Source organism: Candidatus Contendobacter odensis Run_B_J11 (genome assembly GCF_000531125.1).
GTDB classification, from domain to species: domain Bacteria; phylum Pseudomonadota; class Gammaproteobacteria; order Competibacterales; family Competibacteraceae; genus Contendibacter; species Contendibacter odensensis.
Window position 1 is genome coordinate 102223 of record NZ_CBTK010000024.1, and the last position, 21688, is coordinate 123910.

24 protein-coding genes and 1 other RNA gene are annotated in these 21688 nt (G+C 59.7%); 11 read left to right on the forward strand and 14 right to left on the reverse strand.

What is annotated here, in order from left to right; genetic code table 11:
• Positions 1-11: 11 nt before the first annotated feature.
• The 14 genes from BN874_RS01825 to BN874_RS01885 all read right to left on the reverse strand — a co-directional run bounded on the left by BN874_RS01825 (position 12) and on the right by BN874_RS01885 (position 9472).
• Positions 12-671 (reverse strand): histidinol-phosphatase, encoded by a 660-nt coding sequence (locus BN874_RS01825; RefSeq protein WP_034430462.1) that lies wholly within the window; start codon positions 669-671, stop codon positions 12-14.
• A gap of 37 nt (positions 672-708) precedes the next feature.
• The gene (gene fis / locus BN874_RS01830; RefSeq protein ID WP_034430464.1) at positions 709-978 is read right to left on the reverse strand and encodes a DNA-binding transcriptional regulator Fis; all 270 of its coding nucleotides are present in this window, start codon (positions 976-978) and stop codon (positions 709-711) included.
• The gene (gene dusB, locus BN874_RS01835) at positions 975-1961 is read right to left on the reverse strand and encodes a tRNA dihydrouridine synthase DusB (RefSeq protein WP_034430465.1); all 987 of its coding nucleotides are present in this window, start codon (positions 1959-1961) and stop codon (positions 975-977) included. The genes fis and dusB overlap by 4 nt, the downstream gene beginning before the upstream one ends.
• Positions 1962-2031: 70 nt before the next feature.
• The gene (gene prmA / locus BN874_RS01840; RefSeq protein WP_034430467.1) at positions 2032-2937 is read right to left on the reverse strand and encodes a 50S ribosomal protein L11 methyltransferase; all 906 of its coding nucleotides are present in this window, start codon (positions 2935-2937) and stop codon (positions 2032-2034) included.
• Between the two features lie 84 nt (positions 2938-3021).
• Positions 3022-4368: an acetyl-CoA carboxylase biotin carboxylase subunit gene (accC, locus tag BN874_RS01845; RefSeq protein WP_034430468.1), complete on the reverse strand. Its 1347-nt coding sequence runs from the start codon at positions 4366-4368 to the stop codon at positions 3022-3024.
• Between the two features lie 7 nt (positions 4369-4375).
• A complete protein-coding gene (accB, locus tag BN874_RS01850; protein WP_034430519.1) occupies positions 4376-4849 on the reverse strand; it encodes an acetyl-CoA carboxylase biotin carboxyl carrier protein in 474 nt (157 codons plus the stop codon).
• Between the two features lie 11 nt (positions 4850-4860).
• Complete coding sequence (gene aroQ, locus BN874_RS01855) at positions 4861-5310, reverse strand: type II 3-dehydroquinate dehydratase (protein WP_034430470.1); 450 nt, start codon at positions 5308-5310, stop codon at positions 4861-4863.
• A 423-nt stretch (positions 5311-5733) separates the two neighbouring features.
• Positions 5734-6183, reverse strand: a complete 450-nt coding sequence (locus BN874_RS01860; RefSeq protein ID WP_320411439.1) for a GNAT family N-acetyltransferase — start codon at positions 6181-6183, stop codon at positions 5734-5736.
• Positions 6184-6411: 228 nt separating this feature from the next.
• Positions 6412-7389, reverse strand: coding sequence for a thiamine-phosphate kinase (gene thiL / locus BN874_RS01865; RefSeq protein ID WP_034430472.1), 978 nt, complete (start codon positions 7387-7389; stop codon positions 6412-6414).
• Positions 7390-7429: 40 nt separating this feature from the next.
• The gene (locus BN874_RS01870; RefSeq protein ID WP_051497309.1) at positions 7430-7822 is read right to left on the reverse strand and encodes a hypothetical protein; all 393 of its coding nucleotides are present in this window, start codon (positions 7820-7822) and stop codon (positions 7430-7432) included.
• 92 nt (positions 7823-7914) lie between these two features.
• Positions 7915-8652, reverse strand: a complete 738-nt coding sequence (locus tag BN874_RS01875) for a 5-formyltetrahydrofolate cyclo-ligase (RefSeq protein ID WP_051497310.1) — start codon at positions 8650-8652, stop codon at positions 7915-7917.
• Positions 8653-8660: 8 nt separating this feature from the next.
• A non-coding RNA gene (ssrS, locus tag BN874_RS23225) (6S RNA) lies at positions 8661-8851 on the reverse strand.
• A gap of 28 nt (positions 8852-8879) precedes the next feature.
• On the reverse strand, positions 8880-9176 hold the full coding sequence (locus BN874_RS01880) for a cell division protein ZapA (protein ID WP_230314299.1): 297 nt from the start codon (positions 9174-9176) through the stop codon (positions 8880-8882).
• A gap of 20 nt (positions 9177-9196) precedes the next feature.
• Positions 9197-9472 (reverse strand): TIGR02449 family protein, encoded by a 276-nt coding sequence (locus BN874_RS01885; protein ID WP_230314300.1) that lies wholly within the window; start codon positions 9470-9472, stop codon positions 9197-9199.
• Between the two features lie 132 nt (positions 9473-9604).
• On the opposite strand from BN874_RS01885, the gene BN874_RS01890 reads away from it, so the two are divergent.
• From BN874_RS01890 to BN874_RS01940, 11 genes are all read left to right on the forward strand, one after another.
• Positions 9605-10162, forward strand: a complete 558-nt coding sequence (locus BN874_RS01890) for a UPF0149 family protein (protein ID WP_034430475.1) — start codon at positions 9605-9607, stop codon at positions 10160-10162.
• A 17-nt stretch (positions 10163-10179) separates the two neighbouring features.
• The gene (pepP, locus tag BN874_RS01895; RefSeq protein WP_195912079.1) at positions 10180-11553 is read left to right on the forward strand and encodes a Xaa-Pro aminopeptidase; all 1374 of its coding nucleotides are present in this window, start codon (positions 10180-10182) and stop codon (positions 11551-11553) included.
• Positions 11550-12785 (forward strand): 2-octaprenyl-6-methoxyphenyl hydroxylase, encoded by a 1236-nt coding sequence (gene ubiH / locus BN874_RS01900; RefSeq protein ID WP_034430476.1) that lies wholly within the window; start codon positions 11550-11552, stop codon positions 12783-12785. Before pepP ends, ubiH begins: the two co-directional genes overlap by 4 nt.
• Positions 12786-12840: 55 nt before the next feature.
• Positions 12841-14067 (forward strand): UbiH/UbiF/VisC/COQ6 family ubiquinone biosynthesis hydroxylase, encoded by a 1227-nt coding sequence (locus BN874_RS01905; protein ID WP_034430477.1) that lies wholly within the window; start codon positions 12841-12843, stop codon positions 14065-14067.
• Between the two features lie 84 nt (positions 14068-14151).
• Positions 14152-15342: a type II secretion system protein GspL gene (gene gspL, locus BN874_RS01910; protein WP_034430478.1), complete on the forward strand. Its 1191-nt coding sequence runs from the start codon at positions 14152-14154 to the stop codon at positions 15340-15342.
• Positions 15339-15827: a type II secretion system protein M gene (locus BN874_RS01915; RefSeq protein ID WP_034430480.1), complete on the forward strand. Its 489-nt coding sequence runs from the start codon at positions 15339-15341 to the stop codon at positions 15825-15827. Before gspL ends, BN874_RS01915 begins: the two co-directional genes overlap by 4 nt.
• Positions 15824-16585: a type II secretion system protein N gene (locus tag BN874_RS01920; protein WP_081756071.1), complete on the forward strand. Its 762-nt coding sequence runs from the start codon at positions 15824-15826 to the stop codon at positions 16583-16585. The genes BN874_RS01915 and BN874_RS01920 overlap by 4 nt, the downstream gene beginning before the upstream one ends.
• Before the next feature lie 74 nt (positions 16586-16659).
• Entirely contained in the window at positions 16660-17898 is a 1239-nt protein-coding gene (locus tag BN874_RS01925) for a lytic transglycosylase domain-containing protein (protein WP_051497311.1), read from the forward strand.
• Between the two features lie 148 nt (positions 17899-18046).
• On the forward strand, positions 18047-20077 hold the full coding sequence (locus BN874_RS22040) for a methyl-accepting chemotaxis protein (RefSeq protein WP_051497312.1): 2031 nt from the start codon (positions 18047-18049) through the stop codon (positions 20075-20077).
• Positions 20078-20237: 160 nt separating this feature from the next.
• Complete coding sequence (gene ftsY / locus BN874_RS01935; protein WP_081756072.1) at positions 20238-21320, forward strand: signal recognition particle-docking protein FtsY; 1083 nt, start codon at positions 20238-20240, stop codon at positions 21318-21320.
• Between the two features lie 100 nt (positions 21321-21420).
• A partial coding sequence (locus tag BN874_RS01940; protein WP_034430483.1) for a sigma factor occupies positions 21421-21688 on the forward strand: 268 nt, incomplete at its 3' end.

Here is a 21688-nt window from a genome sequence, read left to right on the forward strand (position 1 = left end):
CGGTACTGGAGTCACGCTCCGCGCAGACTGATAATCGGCCAGCCGTGTTCTTGGGCGTGTTCGGCCAGGGTGGCATCGGGGTCTACCGCGACCGGGTAGCTGACCTGACCGAGTAGCGGAAGATCGTTGTGAGAATCGCTGTAGAACCAGCTTTCGTCGAGATTGTGGCCGGTTTCCGCCAGCCACGCGCTCAGCCGTTCGACCTTGCCATGCTGGAAACAGGGGATGCCTATTGGGCGACCGGTATAGCGCCCCGCCGTGAATTCCACTTCCGTCGCCAGCAGGTCCGGCACCTCCAGCAATTCGGCGATGGGCGCAGTGAGGAAACGGTTGGTGGCGGTGATGATCAGCAGGGTGTCGCCCGCCGTCCGATGCCGCGCCAGCAACTCCATCGCTTTAGGCAGCAGGATCGGGCGGATTTTGTCTTCGATGAATTGCGCCCGCCACGCCAGCAATTGCTCCAGCGAATGCTCCGCCAGTGGCCGCAGCATAAAAGCTAGAAACTCCTGAATATCCAGCGTACCGGCTCGGTAGTCATCGTAGAACTGCTGGTTTTCGCGTTCGTAGGACACACTGTCCACGATACCCTGCTCGATCAGAAACTGGCCCCACAAATAATCGCTGTCGTCGGCCAGCAGGGTATTGTCGAGATCAAAAATCGCCAGACTCATAGGGTTAAACTCATGCCGTTGTTAGCTCTCCACTCGTTCAGTTCAGACCGTATTGCCGGAGTTTCTTGCGCAGGGTACCGCGATTGATGCCAAGAATGGCAGCGGCCTTGGTCTGATTACCACCCGTAAACTTCATCACAATCTCCAGCAGTGGTGGCTCCGCCTCCCGCAGCACCAGATCGTACAGATTGCTGGGCGCTTGGCCGCCAAGGTTGTGAAAATAAATGCGCAAGGTTTCAGCAACGTGATCGCGTAACGGAGTGGCGGGCAGCAGATCAACCGAAGGTTCGGGATTTTGCGTACTCATGCAGCCAGTAATTCCTTATCGGCCAGACGCTCGAAGAAATCGCGGGCTAATCTCAGTTGCTCGCGGTGGGTTTCAACCGGGTTGACCCGCGCCCGGAATGCGGCGCTATCCGGCCAGGGCTGGCTATACCAGGCCAAGTGTTTGCGGGCGATACGCACCCCGGCTATCTCGCCGTAAAACGCATACAGGCTTTGCAGATGAGCCGCGACCCATTCACCGATATCCGCCGGAGTCGGCGACGGCCACGGTTCGCCGGTAGCCAGAAAATGACCGATCTCGCGGAAAATCCACGGTCGGCCCTGGGCGCCGCGCCCAATCATCACGGCGTCCGCGCCGGTTTCATCCAGCACCCAGCGTGCCTTTGCCGGACTGTCAATATCGCCATTAGCGATGACCGGGATCGTCACCGCCTGTTTGATGGCGCGGATGCTGGCGTAATCCACCGGCCCGGTGTAGCCGCAGGCGCGGGTGCGGCCATGCACCGCCAAAGCCTGAATACCGGCCTGTTCGGCGATGCGGGCGATGACGACACCATTACGGTGCGCGAGATCCCATCCAGTGCGAATCTTCAGCGTCACCGGGAGAGTCACCGCCGCCACCACCGCCTCCAGAATGCGCCCGACCAACACCTCATCGCGCAGCAGCGCTGAACCGGCCAGCGCGCCGCAGACCTTTTTAGCCGGACAGCCCATGTTGAGATCAATAATTTGCGCGCCCTGATCAGCATTGAAACGGGCGGCTTCCGCCATAGCATGAGGATCAGCGCCGAGAATCTGTACGCTACACGGTTCCGCTTCGCCAGCGTGATCTCGCCGCAACCGGGTTTTGTGGCTCTCCCACAGGCGCGGATCAGCGCCCACCATCTCCGAGACCGCCAGCCCGGCACCCAACCGTCGGCACAGTTGCCGAAACGGTCGGTCGCTGACGCCGACCATCGGCGCCAGAAATACGGGTGGGAATAGCGAGTAGGGACCGATCTGCATGGAATTAAGGTCGGTGGGAAAAAGTGCGCACTTTTAGGTCGATCAACGGAAAGCGCTACGAGGCGTCGGATTAGCGAGCCCGCCGAACGCCTTCCAGCAGCACCCAATCTTCCCGCCGCTGGCAGGGTCCGAAGCTAAATTCACGGCTAAACACCGCCTGCACTGCATCGGTATGTTGCTCAAGGATGCCGGACAGAATCAGGCGACCGTTCGCTTTCACCCGCTGGCCAAATTCAGGAGCCAGTCGCACCAGCACTCCGGCCAGAATGTTGGCCAGCAGAATGTCCACGCTCAACACTGCCGGTAACTCAGCCGGATCCGCCAGTTCAATGCGGTCTTCAACCTCATTTTCCGAGGCGTTGCTATCGCTGGCCAGCAGCGCCTGGGGGTCAATGTCCACCGCCCAGACCCGTTTTGCTCCCAGCCGGGCCGCAGCAATCGCCAGAATCCCGGAACCGCAGCCGTAATCCAGCACGGTTTTATCGGCTAAATCTGCGCTGTCCAGCCATTCCAGGCACAGCGCCGTGGTTGGATGGGTTCCAGTACCAAACGCCAGCCCTGGATCTAACCGGATATTGACCGCCGCTGGATCGGGCGGGGTTTGACAGGACGGACAAATCCACAAGCGCTGGCCGAAGCGCATCGGGTGGAAGTTGTCCATCCAGGCCCGTACCCAGTCACGCTCCTCCAGTTGAGTCAGCCGGCATTCCGGCAGTTCCGGCGTGTGCAGGAACCGGCGCAACAGACGTTTTACCACTTCGATATCGGTCTGGGCGTCGAACAGCCCGGTGATGCGGGTATGCGCCCACAGCGGGGTTTCGCCGGGCGCCGGTTCCAGCACCGGTTGATCGCCGGCGTCTTCCAGGGTAACCGCCAGCGCGCCGGCTTGCAGCAGGGCGTCTTCCAGTTGATCAGGAGGGTGATCGATGGCTTCGAGAGTTAATTGCAGCCAGGGGGCGGTCGCGTCGTCGCTCATGGGTCGCTATGGGTTGATGTTGTATAGGGTAAAGCGTAGCGGGTTCGCCGCCAGACCACCATGGACCTGAAGGCGCGGACCCGGTCAGCGGGTTTCGAGCAACTGCTTTTCCAGGTAATGGATATCGGTTCCGCCGCCGATAAAGCGGGCATCGCCGAGAATACGCCGATGCAACGGCGCATTGGTCTTGATCCCTTCGATCACCAGTTCAGCCAGCGCCCCCCGCATCCGGGCAATGGCGACTTCGCGAGTTTCGCCGTGGGCGATCAATTTGCCAACCATCGAGTCGTAATTCGGCGGCACCCGATAGCCGTTGTAAAGGTGGGAATCCACCCGAATGCCTGGCCCGCCGGGGGCGTGATACTGGCTAATCGTACCGGGTGAGGGCACAAAACTGACCGGATCTTCAGCATTCAATCGGCATTCGAGAGCATGGCCGGTAATGCGAATATCGCTCTGGAGATAACCGAGCGGTTGGCCGGCAGCGATCAGCAATTGCTCCTTAACGATGTCTACACCGGTAATCAGTTCGGTCACCGGATGTTCAACCTGAACCCGGGTATTCATTTCGATAAAGTAGAACTCATCGTCCTGATACAGAAACTCGAAAGTGCCTGCGCCGCGGTAGCCGATCCGCAGACAGGCCTCCACGCAAACCTGGCCGATATGGCGACGCTGTTCGGCAGTGATTCCCGGCGCGGGCGCTTCTTCGATGACCTTCTGGTGGCGGCGCTGCATCGAGCAGTCGCGCTCGCCCAGATGGATAGCGTTGCCGTGGGTGTCGGCCAGCACCTGGATTTCGATGTGGCGCGGATGGTCCAGATATTTCTCCATGTACAGGGTCGGATTACCGAACGCCGCATTGGCCTCGCTGCGGGTCAGATCAATGCTGTTCAGCAATGCAGCCTCGCTATGCACCACCCGCATTCCGCGCCCGCCGCCACCGCCGGAGGCCTTAATAATGATCGGATAGCCGATATCGCGGGCGATGCGCAGGGTTTCCGGAGCGTCGTCGCCCAGTGAACCGTCTGATCCTGGCACACAGGGCACGCCCGCTTCCTTCATCGCCCGGATCGCCGATACCTTGTCGCCCATTAACCGAATCGTCTCCGGTTTCGGGCCGATGAAGATAAAGCCGCTTTGTTCGACCCGCTCGGCGAAATCGGCATTTTCCGACAGGAAGCCATAGCCCGGATGGATCGCCACCGCGTCAGTGACCTCGGCGGCGCTGATGATCGCCGGCATGTTCAGGTAGCTTTCAGCGGCGGACGGCGGACCAATGCAGACGGTTTCGTCGGCCAGGCGCACATGCTTGAGTTCGCGGTCGGCAGTGGAATGGACGGCGACGGTGCGGATGCCCAGCTCCCGGCAGGCGCGCAGGATGCGCAGGGCAATTTCCCCACGATTGGCAATAACCACTTTCTCGAACATGGCGCAGCTATTCAATGATCAGCAGCGGCTGATCGAATTCAACCGGCTGGCCGTTTTCAACCAGAATGCGGATGATGACGCCGGTATGATCCGCCTCGATCTGGTTGAACATCTTCATCGCTTCGATGATGCAGACCGCATCGCCGGTGTTGACCTGTTGGCCGATTTCCGCCAGCGGTTTGGAGCCGGGCGCAGCGGAGCGGTAGAAGGTGCCGACCATCGGTGAGCGCAGGAGGTGGCCCTTGATTGGGTCTGCGGCGGGGGCGGCGGGGGCGGTGATGGGGGCGAGCGGAGCTGAACCCGGCGCAGGTGGCGGTGGACCGTAGTAGGTCGGCATGGTCCACGGTGGCGGCGAGGGCATCGCTCCACCGTGCGGATGGCGGCTAATGCGAACCGAGTCTTCGCCTTCCTTGATTTCAATTTCGGAAATACCCGAGGTTTCGAGCAACTCGATGAGCTTTTTGATCTTGCGGATATCCATTGGCATAGCGGCTATCTTGGCGTGGCGAGGTAACGGTCGGCGGCGCACAGTGCCAGTTCATAGCCCTGCGCGCCCAAGCCGCTGATCACTCCGACGGCAATATCGGACAGGTAGGAATGGTGACGGAACGGTTCGCGGGCGAACACGTTGGACAGATGCACCTCGATGAACGGGATGCCGACTCCGAGCAGGGCATCACGCAGCGCCACGCTGGTGTGGGTGAAGGCAGCGGGGTTGATGACGATAAAAACGATGCTTTCCTGGCGGGCGGCGTGAATGCGGTTGATGAGTTCATGCTCGGCGTTGCTCTGGAAACAAGCCAGTTCATGCGGCCCCAGTTCCTGGGCCAATTCCACGGAGCGCTGTTCGATGTTAGCGAGGGTCATAGCGCCGTAAACGGCGGGTTCGCGGGTACCCAGCAGGTTCAGATTAGGGCCGTTCAGCAGCAACAATTTTGCCATAGCTCAAGCAGGAGTCCTTGTCAATCAAGGGGCGCGATTCTGCATGAACATGACCGCGCTGTCCAGCCAGGTACGCAGTCGGTTCGCCACTGATCGCGGCATGTTCAGGGTTGACAGCTACTGAAAACTTTATTGACTTTCATGGGCTTTCATTTAAGAATCTTGGCCGTTCTCAGGAACCTACCGCCAGTTGGGCGGAAAGTAACGCTTGCAGAGAGGGCGTGAGACCTGGGGGAACATGCGGTCGCCTCATCAGCGTAAAGTTCCCCACCCGTGGGGAATTTGAGTGGCGAAAACCAAGCCGTACCCTTGGGCAACCTCGTTGAAGCAAGAAGTGAGCTATGGAATAAAAGACCATGGTTTACGCAACGGTAGGTTAGCGTATGAACGCCGAACTGATTCAAAGCCACAAGCACGAAACTTCTAACGATAAATCCCCGGCGACGACCCCTCAATCACGCAAGCCCCCACAGTCTGGGTGTAAAACGCGGTAGGTCCCACTCCACCGATAATTGCATAGCCGTACCCATCAGTTCTCATCCGGGCCAGCGCGGTCAGCAGCAGCGCCGTGCCGATACCGTTGCCGCGAGCGGATTCCGCCACGCCGGTCGGGCCAAAAAAGTTCTTGGCGGTACAGTCATAACAGGCAAAACCCAACAGAGCCTGTTCCCGAACGGCGATGAAGCACGATGGTGGCAAGGTTCGAAACGCATATTCGCATTCGGGAACCCACCCGTGGCCGAAATGGCGCTTCACCCACTGGACAAGCATCCGCTGATCCCAAACGGTGGGCGGTCGGATGACAATGTTCTGAGCGGCCATGCGGTGCAGAACGGGCGCTTTCTCCGGTAAATCGTATAGCTTAACCAGCATGTCCGACACGGGAGTCTCTCTTTCAGCAGATTGGATAAGGAATTTGCGCCGTTAATCGTGCAGCAAGTGCAAACAAACGCCGGGCAGTCCTTTTGTCGCTGATGATTTCAATCGCGGCGGCAGTTTTCTTGCGGCGGATCAGCTCCTCGATCCAGCCCTGTGCCCACAACACGGGATCGGTGAGTTTAGCGCGAGTGTTGGCTTCGCTGAGAGGTAATCCAGAACCCCTCAGCCGAAGTGGTCATAGCCCTGCCGTTCCAGACGAAAGGCGTAACCGTCAGCGCGGAACAAGCGCAAGCCCGGTTCGGCTTCAATCACGCCGATGCGGGTGCAACGACATTCCCAAGCCGCCGCGACGGTTTCCAGCCGCGCCACCCGCTCCGGCGGCACGGTAAAGCACAGTTCGTAATCGTCGCCGCTGCTCAAGGCGGTCACGAGTGCCGTTTCGCGGTCGAGGCTGGCGTTGAACGCTGGCGATAGCGGCAACCGCTCCACCTCCACCTGCGCCCCCACCTGGCTGCGTTCCAGAATATGACCCAGGTCCTGAGCCAGCCCATCAGAAATATCTATCGCGGCACTGGCGATGGCACGCAATGCCACGCCTTCGGCAAGACGCGGTTCCGGCCGCTCCAATCGGGCCTGGACATAGCTGTGTTGCCCGACCGCAATAGTCGCTTTACCGAGCGCCGCTGCCAATGCCAACCCGGCATCGCCCAAGGTTCCGGTCACATAAACCCCATCGCCAGGTTTCGCCCCATCGCGGCGCAGCGCCAAGTCCGGCGGTACGAAACCGTGCGCTTGCAGGGTGATGACAGTCACTGGGCCATGAGTGGTATCGCCGCCAACCAGTTGCACTCCATGCTGATCCGCCAGCGCGAACAAGCCCCGGCAGAACGCTGCAAGCCATACCTCATCGACCTTGGGCAGCGTCAGTGCCAGCGTTGCCCAAGCCGGGGTCGCGCCCATCGCCGCCAGATCGCTCAGATTCACCGCCAGCGCTTTGTGACCGATGCCTTCCGGATCGGCGGCGGCGAAGAAATGCACGTCCGCTACCAAGGTATCCAGCGTCACCGCCAACTGCTGGCCGACCGGCGGGATCAGCAGTGCACAGTCATCGCCGATACCCAGCGCCACATCGTGACGATTCGGAGCATGGTCGGCGAAATAGCGGTCGATCAGGGAAAACTCGGAGGTGGGCAGGGTCATGGCAAGAGGCCGGCAGAATCTGCCGAATTCAGGTGGGCCATCATGAAGAGTGTTGTAAATCCCGGCGGGCGCTGGAAATGGTCACGGTAAAGCCAGTAATCACATCGATCAGCGTCATCAGCATGATCAGAAAGAACGTCATGCTGGCCATTTTTGGAGTGACCAGTAATTCGATTAGCGCGATGATGAAGACCACCAGCGACAACACATGATTGAGAATGGCAGCCGACGAACTGCTGGTAGCGCGATAAATTTCAACACACAACAGGAGCAGACCCATCACCAACAATAAATCACCGCCTCGGAACGGTAGCACTGCACCGGACAGCAGCGGCAGAACAAACAACACGCTGTCCAGCCAGATTGGCACAACCAGCGCCAGTGCGGTATAGGCAGCCACAACAAATACGAGCAGCGGAATACTGGCTATCATTTTAATTGATCTCTTGTGAATTCATTATGTTGTCGTTCATTCTTCGGGATCTCGGCGGTCTGGAGCCTCGGCTTGCTACTTTACCGTTTTTCTTAATACCCCGCCGCCCGTCCGCTTGACGGGAGTCGGAAAATCTCCTCGCTCGCCTGCGGGAAAGGAGTTGGGGTAAGTACCGAAGATTCACCAACGGAAAACATCTCCAGTGCCACCTCCGTAACCACTCCATCCAGCGGCACATCCCACGGTTGCCGGAACAAGGTAGCCACTTTTTGCAGGGTGTAGCCTAATCCCAGCAGATAAGGTCGATGGCCGTGCAGACCCGGATCACGTTGGAAGGCAAAACTGCGGTCGTAAAATCCGCCGCCCATACCCAGGCGGTTGCCACAACTATCGAACGCCACCAATGGCATTAGCACCAGATCCAATTCTGGCGGTTCCAGCCAGCTTGTCGGCGGCACATCCGGCTCAGGGATATTGAAGCGATTACGGCGCAAAGGCGTATTGGGCTGGTACGGCGCGAACTGAAGCGATTGCAGCGGAGTATCCGTCAGCACCGGCAGATAGACCTGCTGATTTGCAGCCCAGGCGCGTTCCAGCAGCGGCATCGGGTTCAGCTCGCCATCACACGCCCAGTAGCCGGCAATCCGGTGTGCTGCCGTAAACACCGGCCAATCTGCCAGCCAACCAGCAACCGCCAGCGCAGCCTGTTGTTGTGAGGCGGGAGGCAAAGCGCTGCGCAGGGCACGGAGCCGCTGGCGAAGTTGATGCGGGGTGTCATGCATGGTTGAGAGGAAAAACAACAAAAGCGACGCATTGAACGTCGTGGTCAAGGAAGGGGGCGCCCTCCGCCGGTGCCGTCTCGGGTCGTTACCCTTGAACCGGGAGGCTCAAGTGGGGGAACAACGCGGCGTATCAGGCTTTCCACAACGAGGCGGACATGCACATTTACGCCGACGACCGCTCACCCTGGGTAAGATTAACTAGGATCAAGGGGTTACCCGACCCACTACTCGAACACTGCAGAGAACGCCCGAACTGAATTCAGCTCGTAGGGAGATTATACGCTGGTTGGCGTGTCCAGACTCAGGGCAGCATCAACTTTTTGCAATAAATCCCGCACCTGATTTTTAACGAGGCTCTCCGCTTCCGTCCATTGGCATTGCTGCCGCAGCAACTCATGACTGAGATTCAGCGCCGCCATCACCGCTATCGCTTGTGCATTGAGGGTGTTGCCGCCGTGATCCCGAATCTCCCGCATTTTCAGGTCAAGATAGCGGGCCGCATCCAACAATTCTTCCCGCTCCGAGGGCTGGCAGGCGAAACGGTATTCGCAGCCGGCCAACTGAACAGCCATACTCAGTGGTTCCTGGTTCATCAACTTGGTCCCAACCCTTTCAGGCGCACGATCATGGCATCAATGCGGGTGCGTGACTGCTCGTTTTTCTCGTGCAGGAGATTGCGTTCGACCTGAAGCGCGGCCTGTTGCTCGCGTAAAAGCTGATTTTCCCGCAGCAGCCGCTCGCATAACCTTGCCAGTTGCTCCACCCGTTCGGTGAGGAGAACCAAACCAGTCGCGGCCGTATCGGGCATCCGGTCGAATGCATCCGCTTCGACCGTCGGTTCGTCTTGGTAAAAAGTATCGTTTTTCATGGAAATACTATAGAGCGGCCATTCCGGCCCGGTCAATTTCAACCGTGAGATTTTGACTGCGATTTCGGGGTTTGGGTGTCAAATGCTACGATAATCCATCGCTGCGCCACTCCCGGCGCTGGAGTTCAGCCCATGTCTACCGCCCACTCGCCGTTATTTGAACACTTGACCGGCCTGCTCACCCCGTTGAGTCCTGCTGAATTGCACGGTTTGCTGTGTGGCCTGCTATGTGCCGATGACGGTCTGAGTAGCGATCAGTGGTTGCACCATGCCGGGGAGGTACTGGCCGAAGGTGCAGAGCTGTCTGATCCAGTGCGTGATGTACTCGAAAAATTACTGCAATACGGCATCGCCCAGATGCAAGATGCCGACGGTTCGATCACTCCGCTGTTGCCTGACGACGATGCGCCGCTGAATCAGCGCGCCGATGCGCTCGGTGCCTGGTGCCAAGGGTTACTGTATGGACTGGGGTTGGGTCAGGCGGAACAGCACGGGATTTTGTCCGAGGAAAGCCAGGAATTCCTGCGCGATGCGACCGAAATCGCTCAAGTCGGTTTTGATACCGACGAAACCGGCGAGGCCGATGAGACCGCCTACGTTGAAGTGGTTGAATATCTGCGAGTCGGGCTGCTGCTGATCCATTCGGACTTGCATTCTTCCGCTACGCCTGATTCTGTCCGCTTGCACTGATTCCGGGACCGCCGCTCATGCTCGCCCGCACGATTCCCGCCGCCGTTTTTGCCCGTCGCCGCCGCGCCCTGATGGAACGGATGGGTCCAGACTCCATCGCTCTGCTGCCTGCTGCGCCATCTGCGCCCCGCAATCGCGATGTGCATTATCCTTTCCGCCAGGACAGCGATTTTTACTACCTGACCGGTTTCCCGGAACCGGAAGCAATAGCGGTACTGGTACCCGGCGGCAAGCAGGAATTTTTGCTGTTCTGTCGTCAGCGCGATCCGCAGATGGAAATCTGGCACGGTCGCCGCGCCGGACCTCAGGGCGCCATGGATCGCTACGGGGTGGACAATGCGCATCCGATTGCCGAGCTTGACCAGCACTTGCCGCCGCTGCTGGAAAATCGCCAGCGGGTGTTTTACGCCATTGGCTACAATCCGGATTTTGATCGGCAGGTGATGGCGTGGATCAATCAGGTTCGCGCCAAGGCTCGCCTCGGAGTTCATGCGCCTACCGAGTTCATCACCCTGGATCGAGAACTTCATCCCATGCGTTTACGCAAGGAACCGGAAGAAGTGGCAGTAATGCGTGAAGCCGCCCGGATCACCACGACTGCGCACCGCCGGGCGATGCAGGTGTGCCGTCCGGGGATGCCGGAATATGAACTGGAAGCGGAAATTTTCCACACTTTTCTGCGCAATGGCGCTGGTTGGGCGTATCCATCCATTGTCGGCGGCGGCGACAACAGTTGCATCCTGCATTACACCGAAAATAATGCAGCGCTGCGCGACGGTGACATCCTGCTGATTGACGCCGGGGCCGAGGTAGACGGTTACGCTTCCGACATTACCCGCAGTTTTCCGATCAATGGTCGGTTCTCCGGCGAGCAGCGTGCAATCTACGAGCTGGTGTTAGCCGCCCAATACGCCGCCATTGCCAAGGTTCGACCCGGCTGTCATTTCAATGAACCGCACGACGCGGCGGTGCGTACTCTGACTGAGGGCCTGGTGGCGCTCGGCCTGCTGCACGGCGAGGTGGAAGCCTTGATTAAGGCGGAACAGCACAAACAGCTTTACATGCACCGCACCGGCCATTGGCTGGGGATGGATGTGCACGACGTGGGTGATTACAAAACCGGCGAAGACTGGCGGGTGTTTGAACCGGGCATGGTCACCACCGTCGAACCCGGTCTCTACCTCCCCGCCGGTGGCAAGATAGTGGATGAAGGTTGGGCGCGGCTTGGGGTTCAGCTCGAAACCGAATTGGACGAGCGTTGGTGGCGAATCGGCATCCGGATCGAGGACGACGTGCTGGTGACAGCCGACGGCAACGAAGTATTGAGCGCCGCCGCGCCCAAGGAAATCGACGACATCGAAGCGCTGATGCGGGAAGGCCGGGGAACATGACTCAAAATAATTACGATGTGCTGATTATCGGCGGAGGCATGGTCGGCGCCAGCCTGGCCTGTGCGCTGGCGGGTCAGGATTTACGCATTGGCCTGGTCGAAGCTGCGCCGCTCAACGTCAGTGAGCATCCCGGCTATGACGACCGCAGCATCGCTCTCGCGCAAGGTACCCGGCGCATTTTCCAGACGCTGGGACTGTGGGATGCGCTGGCGCTAACCGCTACCCCAATCCGGCAGATCCACATTTCCGAGCGTGGCGGAATCGGTTTTGCTCATCTCGACAGCCGCGACCAGGGAGTGGACGCGCTGGGTTATGTGGCCGAAGCGCGCTTGATCGGCGCCGCGCTGCGGGCGCAATTGCCAACCCTGAGCGGTGTCGATCTGCTGTGCCCCGCCCGGTTGGAACAAGTTGTGATTAAACCGGAAGCTGCTTATGCCACCGTTCATTTTTTTAACGAGGATCGAACCGTCGAAATCCGCGCCGGACTGCTGGTTGCCGCTGACGGCGCCCAGTCACCGGTGCGGGAACAACTCGGCATCGCCGCCGTGCGCTGGGAGTATGGACAACACGCAGTGATCGCCAATATCACCCCGACCCTGCCGCATGAAAACATCGCCTATGAACGCTTCACCGCTGCCGGTCCTATCGCGTTGCTGCCGATGAGTGATCAGCGCTGTGCAGTAGTCTGCACCGTGAATGATTCCGAAGTGCCGGCAGTGATGGCGCTGGACGATGCCGATTTTCTCAGTTTGGTGCAGGAACGCTTTGGTGACCGGCTGGGGCCTTTTGTGCGGGTAGGCCGGCGGCAGTCGTATCCGCTGTTCCTGCTGAAAGCCCGCGAACACGCCCGCGCCCGAGTCGCGGTGATTGGCAATGCTGCGCACACCCTGCACCCTATCGCCGGACAAGGCTTCAATCTTGGCGTCCGCGATGTGGCGGCGCTGGCGGAGGTGGTTGCGGAGGCGCGGCGCTCAGGTGAGGATATTGGTGATCTGCGGGTGCTGAGTCGTTACGCTGACTGGCGACGCTGGGATCAGCGCCGGACCATTGCCTTTACCGATGCGTTGAACCGGCTATTCGCCAATCCCTTATGGCCAGTGCGCGCCGCCCGTAATTTAGGACTGCTGGCCTTCGACCTCTGTCCACCGCTCAAGCGACAACTTGCCCGCCAGACCATGGGATTGGACGGCCGTTTGCCAAAACTGGCGCGGGGCCTGGCGCTGACGGCGTGAATCCAGACCTTGCGCTCTTTGGGCGATGGACTGGGGGTGAGGGAGAGAAAAATCAATGAATACCAATAGCATGGATTACGATCTTATTATTGCCGGTGGTGGCATGGTTGGCTCAGCGCTGGCCTGTGCGCTGGGGCAGAGTGATTTGAAAATCGCTCTGCTGGAAGGCTTGCCACTGGAACGCATCCGACCGGGTGATAATCTCGATGCGCGAGTGTCCGCTATCAGCCGCGCCTCGCAACGCATTTTCGCCGCAGTCGGTGCCTGGGACGGGATGACCGCCTGGCGGGTCAGTCCCTTCCGCGAGATGCGGGTGTGGGACGCCACCGGCTCCGGCCAGATTCATTTTGACAGCGCCACCATCGGCGAGCCGTTGCTCGGCTGGATTATCGAAAACCGGGTGATTCAACACGCGCTGCTGGAGCGGGCGCGACAACTGCCCACAGTGGATCTGCTCTGTCCGGCGGCATTGGAAGCGGTTCAAGCGCTGGATAACAACTGCTGGCGGGTGCAGCTCAACGATGAGCGCGTCTTCACCACCCGGCTTTTGGTCGGCGCAGACGGGGCGCAATCCAAAGTCCGGCAGTGGGCGAATATCGACACCGGCGGCTGGAACTACGACCAGAGTGCGGTGGTTGCCAATGTGCGTAGCACCGAATCCCATCAGGAAACCGCTTGGCAACGCTTCCTGCCGACCGGGCCGCTGGCGTTTCTACCGCTGCATGACGGGCGCTGCTCCATCGTTTGGGCGACGGCGCCGGAACAGGCCGACGCGCTGTTGGCGCTGGATAATGCGGCATTCGCCGACGCGCTGACGGCGGCCTTCGACCGGCGACTCGGCACCATCGTTGACGTTGGACCCCGGGCAGCGTTCCCACTGCGGCTGCAACATGCCCACGCCTATGTCAAGCCGGGTATCGCCCTGATCGGCGACGCCGCCCACGTCGTTCATCCGCTGGCCGGACAAGGGGTGAATCTGGGGCTGCTGGACGCGGCGACGCTGGCCGAGGTGTTACTGGATGCCATTACCACCGGTCATGACATTGGTTCGCTCCGGGTGCTGCGCCGGTATGAACGCTGGCGTAAGGGCGATAACCTGCTGATGATGGCGATGATGGACGGGTTTAAGCGGCTGTTTGGCGCTTCGCTGCCGCCGGTGCAGTTGTTGCGAAACCTCGGCCTGAGTCTGACCAACGCCACCGGGCCGCTCAAAAATCTCATCGCCTGCCGGGCGATGGGGTTGGAAGGTGATTTGCCCAGGTTGGCGCGGGGCGTTGGTTGACTCGCTATCGCCCGGCGTTTCTTAGAGTTAGAGATTATTTGCCCCATCAAAATCATCGAATAGCCCGACAGGATTGAAACTCCTTTGCCTGCCCCTCTCGCCTTTTTCCGCTTTCATAGCCCCGACCAGGCCGAGTGGCTGCTCGCTGACGGGACGGTGCAACACGGTACGCTCACCGAATTGGTCCCCCACGTTATCGGCGCCCGCTTGTTGCTGATCGCGCCGGGTGAAAGGCTGACCTTGCACCGGGTTCCGCTGCCGAGTCGCAAACGATCCACCTGGGCACGGGCCGTGCCGTATGCGTTGGAAGACCAGGTAGCCGAGGATATCGAAACCCTGCATTTCGCGCTGGGTATTGCGCCCGATGGCGACCGGCTGCCCGTTGCAGTTGTCGCCCATGACACGCTGCGGGAGTGGCTGGAAGCCTGTACTCAGGCGGGGTTGATGCCTGCCGCCGTCATCCCGGAACCACTGCTGTTACCCTGGCAGGAGGGCGACTGGAGCGTTTTGCTGGAACAGCGCCGGGCGGTGGTGCGCACCGGTCGTTGGGAAGGCTTCGCTACCGAACGGGATTTACTGGAACTGTTGCTGAATCAGGCGCTCGCGGAAGCCGGCGATGCGAAACCGCAACGACTGCGGGTCTGGGGTAGCCCGCCGCCGGAACTGGCCGAAGCCGGTCTGGAAGCAGTAGTTGAGGATACCCTGCCCGAACCGCTCCGACTGTTCGCAGCCGGCTACCCGCCGATTCCGGCGCTGAACCTGCTGCAAGGTCCCTACAGCCGGCAGGCGCATTGGGGTCGCCGACTCCGGCACTGGCGGGTGGCGGCGGTGCTGGCAGGGTCATGGTTGCTGGTACAAGGGATCGCTCAGATTCACCAATACTGGAGTTTGCAGCGGGAACTGGTGACGCTGCGGACTGAAATGGAACAGGTGTTCAAGGATGCCGTACCCAGCGCCACCCGGATCGTTAACCCCAAAGTGCAGTTGGAAAGCCGGCTGCGGGAACTGCGACCGAGCGGTTCCAGTGGCGGTGCGCTGTTCGAGCTGCTCCAGCGGGGCGGTCAACCGCTGGCAGATTTCCCCGCAGTGATGTTGCGGGGCTTCAACTATCGCGACGGGCAACTGGATCTGGATCTGGAAGGCGGCAACCCGGCAGTGCTGGATCAACTCCGGCAGCAGCTTAATCAGCAGACCGGGGTGCAAGTCGAGATGCGCACCACGCAGCGGGAAGGCCAGATGGACAGCAAAGTCATCCTGAAAAGGACCCCATCATGAAAACCTGGTGGGACCGCCTGAGCGTCCGCGAGCGCCTGCTGGTCGCGGGTGGCACCGCGTTGACCTTGGCCTTGTTACTCTACGCATTGGTCTGGCAACCGCTCCAGGCCGGCAGTCGCCGACTCCGGCACAGTGTTACCGAGCAACGCGCCGAACTGGCGTGGATGCGGCAGGCCGCTGCGGAGATCAAGCGCCTTGAAAATGCCAACAGTACCCGTCCCGCCAGTGATGGCCGTTCCCTGTTGACTCTGGTCGATCAAACCGCCCGAACGGCGGGCTTGGGCAGCTCATTGAAACGGGTCGCGCCGCAAGGGGATGACAAGCTCAGCGCCCAGCTGGATCTGGTCGAATTTGACCCGTTCATCGTGTGGCTCGGTGCGCTGGAGCGTAATCATCGCCTTACTATCGTCAATCTCAGCGTGGATCGCACTGCTGCCGCCGGGCGGGTGAATGCCCGCGTCATCCTGCAAGGTTCCCGTCCGTGAAGCGTGTTTTGAGCTACAGTTTGTTGGGGTTGCTGGCGTTTTTGCTGTCGCTGCTGCTGCTGGCACCGGCTACTCTGTTGACAGAGATACTCAGTGCCCGTCTGCCCGGCTTCAGCACACAAGAGGTCGCGGGACGGGCTATCGAAGGTTCGGCGCGAGGGGTGCGCTGGCACAGCACCCGGATTGAACAACTGGAGTGGCGCTGGCAAAAATGGGCGCTGCTGACCGGCGAGCTGGGGTTCAGGCTGGACGCGGCTGATCCTGATCTGAAACTCACTACCAGCGCCGCTATCAGCCTGAATCGCCGGTTACGCTTGCGGGATTTTAGCGGACGGTTGCCGCTCGCCAAGCTGGGCGCCTTGGTGGGACAGCCAAAATTGCCGTTGCAGGGATGGGCAGAAATCAACCTCCGGGAGCTGTCCCTGAATCAGGCTGGACTACCGCTCACTGCGGAAGGCGTCGTCTACCTGCGGGATGTGCGCGTCACCTTGGGCCAGGTACTGAACCTCGGCGATTTCACCGTACAACTGACATCGGTACAGCCGGAAGGCGTCCAAGGTACGATCAAGGACCATGAGGGACCACTGACGCTGAACGGAACCCTGCATTGGGCGCCCGATGGCCGCTACCGGTTCAACGGTCAGGCGGCGGTTCGCGATGTCGGCAACCAGCCGCTGCGCCAAGCGATGAATCTATTGGGACCGCCCGGCAGCGATGGCCGCTGGGCTTTGAGTTTTTCGGGCGTTTTGGCTCGATGAACCGGATTTTAGGCTGCTCTCATCACTGCATTTATCCAAACCCGACCAACCAGACTCCTAGGGAGAAACCCTCAATGCGACCAAGACTGCGTGGATTCACCACCCTTCTGACCATGCTGGTGCTAGCCGCCTGCGCCAATCAGCCCGCGCCGCCAAAGGCCAATCTTCCCATGGTGCTATCCGACGACGCGATATTCCCGGCACCGCCCGAATTGCAGCCTCAAATCGCGTTCTGGCGCAATGTTTATGCGGTTTGGGGGCGCGATCAGGTCGCGCTGCATGATACTCGCCATCTTGATCTGATTTACACGGTACTGACTTTGCCCGGCTCTGTCGGCGAAAGCCAAACTGCTGAACAGCAGGCTTTTGTCAAGGGACGGCTGGAGGTTTTGAAAGCCAGCCTGCAACAACTGGAGTCCAAGGTATCCACCAACGCCCCGCTGACCCCCGCCGAGCAGGCGCTGGCGACCCGGATCCAGTCCAGCAGTGGCGGTTCCAGCGCCATGGCCGACGCCGGTGATCGGCTGCGCAGCCAGCGCGGCATGCGCGAGCGCTTCAAGCGAGGGCTGGAAATCAGCGGTCGCTACGATGCTGCGTTCCGGGGCGTGTTCCGCGAAGCCGGCCTGCCCGAAGATCTGGCCTATTTGCCGCATGTCGAATCGTCCTTCCAGAATCATGCCGCGTCGTCGGTCGGCGCAGTGGGCATGTGGCAATTTATGCCGGATACCGCGCGACGGCTGATGATCGTGAATGCGGCGGTGGACGAGCGGCGCGATCCGGTGGCATCGGCGCAAGGCGCGGCGCGTTATCTGGGCAACGCTTATGACCGCCTGGGCAGTTGGCCGCTGGCAGTGACCTCCTACAATCACGGCGTAGGTGGCATGAAGCGCGCCCAGGGAACATTCGGTAACGATATGGTCGGCATCGTGCGCAACTATTCCGGGGCGGCTTTTGGCTTCGCCTCACGCAATTTCTACACCGAATTTCTGGCGGCGCGGGAGATCGCCCGTAATCCCCAGCGCTTCTTCCCGGAAGGCGTCAACTACGAGCCACCGCTGAATCTGGATCGAGTACGGCTGCGGCAGGCGGTGGCTGCTCCAACGCTGGCGAACCATTATGAAGTGAATCTATGGGAATTGAACCGGTTGAACACAGCCTGGAATGCCCCGGCGCAAACTGGACGAATGGCGCTACCGGCGGGAACCATGGTCTGGCTACCGGCGGGAACCGTAGATCGCCTGGTACAGAGGGGCGCCACCGACCGGGCGCTGGCGTTAGCCGATACGGTCACCACCGGTCAATCTCGCCGTTAGCAGCCCGTTGGGTTTGAAGACTGCGGAGGAGAGCCTAACCAGATTAACGATCCTGTTTTTTTGGGCGCTACTCGCTTCAAGTCAGATAACGGTAATAAAAAACCGGTTCAATCCGTGCCTTACTACGCTAATTCGAGGTAAGGCAGTGATGAACGTGATCGGTATCAAGCAGAAATTGATCGGAGTGCTGACCGTGGTAGTGCTGGGTTTCGTGGGCATTGGCATCGCTTATCAAACGGCGCTGCATGTGGATGACGCCGCTTTTGCCGCTGCCCGCAATCTCAATCAGATCGGGGCGCGGGTGGATCGTATTCGCATCGGCATGCTGGAAGCCCAGCAGGCGCAGGGTCAATTTTTGCTAACCAACCACATTGATGCAGTGGAACGGTATCGCGCTGCCCTCAAAGAGGTTGATCGGGAGATTGCCGAACTGGATCGATTGACGACAGAACCACAAAGCAAGCAGTTGATTGGGCGGATACGGGAACGGGTGCAGAACTTCAAGGCGGGTTTTGAACGGCTGGTCCAACTCAAACAGAGCTACGGCCTGAATGCCGAGAGCGGTCAGTTGGGCAAACTGCATCAGGCGGCGCGAGATATGGAGGACGGGTTGAAGGAGTACGGGGCTTCGGTGGCGGATCTGATGACATCGATGCTGCTGATGCGTCGTAACGAGAAGGACTACATCGCCTACCGCAAGGAGGAGAACCTGGGGCGGATGGCGTCGGAACGGAACCGGTTTGAAATGTTTATGGAAGGCGGTGCGCTGCTTCAGGACGACAAGGACAGCATCGCTCCCCGCCTGAACGACTATCACCAAGCTTTCTCGCAACTGGTCGAGATCATCCAGAAAATAGACATTGAGGATGCCGCCTTGAACCAGAGCGTCCGTGATTTGGAACCGACCCTGACGGAGTTGCAAACCAACAAGGATCGATTGCTGGAGCAGGGTGAAATCCAGGTGCAAGCCGATCGGATTCAGATCAGCCAGGTGTTTATCGGGGTGATTGCAGCGGTGGGCCTGCTGGTTTCGATCATTCTGCTGGTGGTGATCCGGACTGTGCTTCGCCCGCTGGGCGGCGAACCGATAGTGATCGCCGCGTTGGTCAGGCAGGTGGCTAATGGCGATCTGAGTATGCAACTGACGTATACCGGCAAGGAGTACGGTATTTATGCAGCGGTGCGAGATATGACCGAACAGTGGCGCGGGATTGTTGAGCAGGTGCGGGAGACCACGCTGCAAGTCAACGTTTCGGCTCAACAAACGGTTCAGGAAAGCATTGAACTCTCGCGGCGAACCGAAGCGCAAGCAGCCGCGTTGGAAGAAACCGCGTCCAGCATGGAACAGTTGACTTCGACTGTGACGAACAGCGCCGAAAATGCCGCTCAGGCCGAGAAGTTGGCCGGCAGGGCGCGAACCCGATCGGAACAGGGCGGAAGAGTGGTGCAGGAAGCGGCGGCGGCGATGGACGCCATTCATGCCAGCAGCCAGCGGATCGCCGCCATTATCGGGGTCATTGATGAAATTGCCTTTCAGACCAACCTGCTGGCCTTGAATGCAGCGGTGGAAGCCGCACGGGCGGGTGAGCAGGGGCGCGGCTTTGCTGTTGTGGCCGCTGAAGTACGCAAGCTGTCGCAGCGCAGCGCTGATGCTGCTAAAGAGATTAAAAAGTTGATTGCTGACAGCGTTACCCAGGTAACGGAAGGCAGTCATCTGGTGAAGCAATCCGGGCAGGCGCTACAGGAAATCATTCTGGAAACCCGAAAAGTCACCGATATTGTGGCGGAAATCGCGGCGGCAACCCGCGAGCAGTCCTGCGGCATTGAACAGGTGAACCAGGCGATTCAACAGATGGATCAGGTGACGCAGCAAAACGCGACCTTGGCTGAGGACGCCACGACTGCCAGCCAGGCGTTGAGCAGGCAAGCGGTGGAGATCCAGCGGTTAATGGATTTCTTCAAGCTGGCGGCGGTCGAAGACGAGACTGTACAAGAGAAGACATTGGCAGAAGACATTGATTCGGCAGACCTTAATGGACAGATCAATGCGTCCGAACCAGAGACAAAACCCGGGCGTTTTCTCCACCGAACGACCCAGCGGATTCAACCGGAACCCGTCCTGAATTGGGGGCGCGGCGGTCAACATCGCTCCGATCAATCCCAAGTCATGAGTTATTGACCGATTGAACCGTTCATCAAGCAACCCATCCTCTCCGCCGCAATAACGGCATCATCCACCCGCAGCCCCAGCGTAATGATCAACGCACCCAGGGAAATACGGTACAGATTCCATCCCGCTGCATACTACTACGCCGACCCAACGGAGGAATCATCCAGTTATGACCGATCCCAAGCTCAACCCTGCTCCTTCACCATCTGCTACCGAAGTCGCTGAGCGCAAGAAAACCAGCCTGTTCGAGGTTCTAAACCGGCCGCTTCATTTCCCGTTCCGCAAGGATCGGGCGGCTGAGGTCATGACGGAAGCCACTGAACCCCAGCCGGAACGCTTCGCCCGGTTGCGCGACCGGCTGCGACGCACCCGCCAGAATCTGGTCAGCGGGCTGGCCGGGTTGTTTACCGGCAGGAAGTTAGGCGATGAAGTGCTGGAGGAGCTGGAAAACCGCCTGTTGCTGGCCGATGTGGGCGTAGAAGTGACGCAACATCTCATCCAGCGGCTCAGCGAACGGCTGTCGCGCCAGCCGTTGAGTGATGTACCGGCACTGCTCCAGGCACTGCGCGAGGAACTGCTCGCCATTCTCGCCCCCTGCCAGCAGCTTTGGCAGCCCAGCGAATCCCGGCCCTATGTCATCCTGATGGTCGGGGTCAATGGTGCCGGCAAAACTACCACTATTGGCAAGCTGGCTAAAAAATTACAGAACGACGGGCATACGGTGCTATTGGCCGCCGGCGACACCTTCCGCGCCGCCGCCGTGGAACAATTACAGGTCTGGGGTGAACGCAACCGGATCGCCGTCATCGCCCAGCACAGCGGCGCTGATTCGGCTTCGGTCATTTATGACGCCATTGAGTCCGCCCGGGCGCGACATGTAGACGTAGTGATTGCCGATACCGCCGGACGGTTGCACACCCAGTCGAACCTGATGGAGGAATTGAAGAAGATCAAACGGGTGATGGGCAAAGCCGACGCTACTGCTCCACACCAAGTGTTGCTGGTGGTGGACGCCAGTACCGGCCAAAACGCTTTGAACCAGGCGATACAGTTTCATGAAGCGGTCGGCGTGACCGGTCTGATTTTGAGCAAGCTTGACGGTACCGCCAAGGGCGGAATTGTGTTTGCCATTGCCCGACGACTGAGCCTGCCAATTCGCTTTATCGGCGTCGGCGAGAGTATCGAAGATTTGCGGGAGTTCGACGCCGCCGAGTTCGTCGCTGCGCTGCTGGACGAGGATGCTGGCGATTGAGTAGCAGCGGAACGGAACCTTCGGCTGGTTTTGGCACTCCCAGGAGCGGAGTGCTAAAATAATCTATTATGAAATGAGATGAAAAAGGGAGTAGACAACGATGACGACTGCGCTGATTCCTCGTATGCAGAGTTTGCCGATTCCGTTCGGCAGTCTGGAAGGCTACATCCAGGCGGTCAGCCAGATGCCGATGTTGAGTGCCGAGGAAGAGCAGGAATTGGCCTATCGGTTACAGGCGGATAACGACCTGGCCGCAGCGCAACGCCTGATCATGGCTCACCTGCGTTTCGTGGCGCATATCGCCCGGGGTTACAACGGTTATGGTTTACCGCTGGGCGATCTGATTCAGGAGGGCAATGTGGGCCTGA

Coding starts and splice junctions, on each gene's coding strand:
- BN874_RS01870 (WP_051497309.1), bottom strand. CDS start 7,822: ATGATAGCCAGTATTCCGCTGCTCGTATTTGTTGTGGCTGCCTATACC.
- dusB (WP_034430465.1), bottom strand. CDS start 1,961: ATGCAGATCGGTCCCTACTCGCTATTCCCACCCGTATTTCTGGCGCCG.
- BN874_RS01860 (WP_320411439.1), bottom strand. CDS start 6,183: ATGCTGGTTAAGCTATACGATTTACCGGAGAAAGCGCCCGTTCTGCAC.
- aroQ (WP_034430470.1), bottom strand. CDS start 5,310: ATGGCAAAATTGTTGCTGCTGAACGGCCCTAATCTGAACCTGCTGGGT.
- accB (WP_034430519.1), bottom strand. CDS start 4,849: ATGGATATCCGCAAGATCAAAAAGCTCATCGAGTTGCTCGAAACCTCG.
- ftsY (WP_081756072.1), top strand. CDS start 20,238: ATGACCGATCCCAAGCTCAACCCTGCTCCTTCACCATCTGCTACCGAA.
- pepP (WP_195912079.1), top strand. CDS start 10,180: ATGCTCGCCCGCACGATTCCCGCCGCCGTTTTTGCCCGTCGCCGCCGC.
- BN874_RS01925 (WP_051497311.1), top strand. CDS start 16,660: ATGCGACCAAGACTGCGTGGATTCACCACCCTTCTGACCATGCTGGTG.
- accC (WP_034430468.1), bottom strand. CDS start 4,368: ATGTTCGAGAAAGTGGTTATTGCCAATCGTGGGGAAATTGCCCTGCGC.
- BN874_RS01880 (WP_230314299.1), bottom strand. CDS start 9,176: ATGGCTGTTCAGTTGGCCGGCTGCGAATACCGTTTCGCCTGCCAGCCC.
- BN874_RS22040 (WP_051497312.1), top strand. CDS start 18,047: ATGAACGTGATCGGTATCAAGCAGAAATTGATCGGAGTGCTGACCGTG.
- BN874_RS01890 (WP_034430475.1), top strand. CDS start 9,605: ATGTCTACCGCCCACTCGCCGTTATTTGAACACTTGACCGGCCTGCTC.
- BN874_RS01825 (WP_034430462.1), bottom strand. CDS start 671: ATGAGTCTGGCGATTTTTGATCTCGACAATACCCTGCTGGCCGACGAC.
- prmA (WP_034430467.1), bottom strand. CDS start 2,937: ATGAGCGACGACGCGACCGCCCCCTGGCTGCAATTAACTCTCGAAGCC.
- BN874_RS01885 (WP_230314300.1), bottom strand. CDS start 9,472: ATGAAAAACGATACTTTTTACCAAGACGAACCGACGGTCGAAGCGGAT.
- ubiH (WP_034430476.1), top strand. CDS start 11,550: ATGACTCAAAATAATTACGATGTGCTGATTATCGGCGGAGGCATGGTC.
- thiL (WP_034430472.1), bottom strand. CDS start 7,389: ATGACCCTGCCCACCTCCGAGTTTTCCCTGATCGACCGCTATTTCGCC.
- BN874_RS01915 (WP_034430480.1), top strand. CDS start 15,339: ATGAAAACCTGGTGGGACCGCCTGAGCGTCCGCGAGCGCCTGCTGGTC.
- BN874_RS01905 (WP_034430477.1), top strand. CDS start 12,841: ATGAATACCAATAGCATGGATTACGATCTTATTATTGCCGGTGGTGGC.
- fis (WP_034430464.1), bottom strand. CDS start 978: ATGAGTACGCAAAATCCCGAACCTTCGGTTGATCTGCTGCCCGCCACT.